General features: G+C 63.9%; 2 protein-coding genes. Both read left to right on the forward strand.

Annotated features, from left to right (window positions below; genetic code table 11):
- Positions 1-345 (forward strand): hypothetical protein (locus V6M61_RS11930; protein WP_332776797.1); only part of this gene is annotated, 345 nt, incomplete at its 5' end.
- A 182-nt stretch (positions 346-527) separates the two neighbouring features.
- Entirely contained in the window at positions 528-1,895 is a 1,368-nt protein-coding gene (ltrA, locus tag V6M61_RS11935; RefSeq protein ID WP_332776798.1) for a group II intron reverse transcriptase/maturase, read from the forward strand.
- Positions 1,896-1,983: the final 88 nt, after the last annotated feature.

The raw sequence follows: 1,983 nt of genomic DNA on the forward strand, positions 1-1,983 counted from the left end.
ACTACGACCGCCTTGGGGTGCCCCGTCTCTCATGACCTCAACTTCTCGAACCGCCCGGTGCGGACCCGCATGCCGGGTGGTGTGGCAGGGGCGCAGCCTATCATGGCTGCCCCCTATGCCGATGTGCGCCCAGCATGGGCGCACTCCTGCGGGTGCAAGTCCCGCCGCAAGCTGACCACAGTGAGCGAAGTGAAGCGCAACTGCATGAGGGCGACCGAGTGTGGGAAGGAAGCGTGGAGCGTAAATCATGAGCCGATGGACAAGAACCAGATAGAAGGCGGTGCCGAGCAGGGCGAGCAGGCCAATGACTGCAAAGCTCTCGTGGTCAAGGCTCAGGCGGCGTAAATCTGGCGGTTGTGTGATGAAGGAGTGCGACCCTTACCTGGGGAGATCTCGCCTCATGCCTGAAAGGGCGACAGTGTTGAGCTGGAGCGAGAAGTCAGCAGAGGTCGTAGTAGCCGTAGGCAACGCTTGTCACAAGCCAAGACCGAAAGCAAAGGACCAAACGAGGAGGAGTGTTCAGAATCATGTTGATGCCACAGGCATTGCGTCAGATGCCCGCTACGGCGGGGCGGGTGGCAGTAGCGTGCGGTGAAGCTGCGCGTGCCCCCACCAGCGACGAAGCCTGCGACCCGCGACAAGACATCAAGAGCACAGGGTCAGCGTTGCTCAAAGCGGCGTTGACGAGAGAGAACCTGCAGCAAGCACTCAAACGGGTGCGGGCCAACAAAGGCGCAGCGGGCGTGGACGGACTGGACATAGACCAGACGGCCCGACATCTGCAAACCGCGTGGCCCGTGATCCGCGAGCAACTGCTGCGGGGGACGTACCGGCCCAGTTCGGTACGCCGGGTGATGATTCCCAAACCTGATGGGGGCGAGCGCGAGCTTGGCATCCCGACGGTGACGGATCGGCTGATCCAGCAGGCGCTGCTACAGGTGCTGCAGCCGATTCTGGAGCCTACCTTCAGCGAGCACAGCCATGGCTTTCGGCCGGGACGGCGTGCGCACGACGCGGTGTTAGCCGCGCAGGCGTACGTGCAGTCTGGCCGGCGGGTCGTGGTGGACGTTGACCTGGAGAAATTCTTCGACCGGGTCAACCACGACATCCTGATTGACCGCCTAAAGAGACGAATCGGTGACGCTGGAGTGATCCGGCTGATCCGGGCATATCTGAACAGCGGCATCATGAGCGATGGTGTGGTGCAGCAGCGGTATCAGGGCACGCCGCAAGGCGGACCCCTGTCGCCGTTGCTGGCCAACGTCTTGCTCGACGAGGTGGACAAGGAATTGGAGCGGCGGGGTCACTGCTTTGCGCGCTACGCCGACGACTGCAACGTCTACGTTCGCAGCCGCCGCGCGGGCGAGCGGGTAATGGCACTGCTGCGGCGCCTGTATGCACGGTTACGGCTGACGGTCAACGAGACCAAAAGCGCGGTGGCCAGCGCCTTCGGGCGCAAGTTTCTGGGGTACGCCCTGTGGGCAGCACCGGGGGACGTGGTTAAACGAGGTGTGGCATCCAAACCCATGGCCACGTTCAAGCAGCGCATCAGGCAACTGACGCGCCGCTCGGGCGGGCGCAGCATGGGGCAGGTGGTACAGCGGCTGCGCCCGTACATGCTGGGGTGGAAGGCCTACTTTGGCCTGTCGCAAACGCCAAAGGTCTGGCGAGGGCTGGACGAGTGGCTGCGGCACCGACTACGGGCCATCCAGCTCAAGCACTGGAAGCGGGGCAAGACGATGTACCGGGAGCTTCGGGCGCTCGGTGCTCCGGCGGGCGTGGCGCAACGGGTGGCGGCTAACTCCCGCTGCTGGTGGCGCAACAGCGACCGTTTGCTCAAAACCGTGCTGACCATCTCGTACTACGACCGCCTTGGGGTGCCCCGTCTCTCATGACCTCAACTTCTCGAACCGCCCGGTGCGGACCCGCATGCCGGGTGGTGTGGCAGGGGCGCAGCCTATCATGGCTGCCCCCTATGCCGAT

The sequence above is a fragment of the Polaromonas sp. genome (genome assembly GCF_036676035.1).
Classification (GTDB): Bacteria; Pseudomonadota; Gammaproteobacteria; order Burkholderiales; family Burkholderiaceae_C; genus Polaromonas.

Excerpts from the sequence above, each read along its gene's own strand:
- ltrA (WP_332776798.1), top strand. The coding sequence starts at position 528 with ATGTTGATGCCACAGGCATTGCGTCAGATGCCCGCTACGGCGGGGCGG.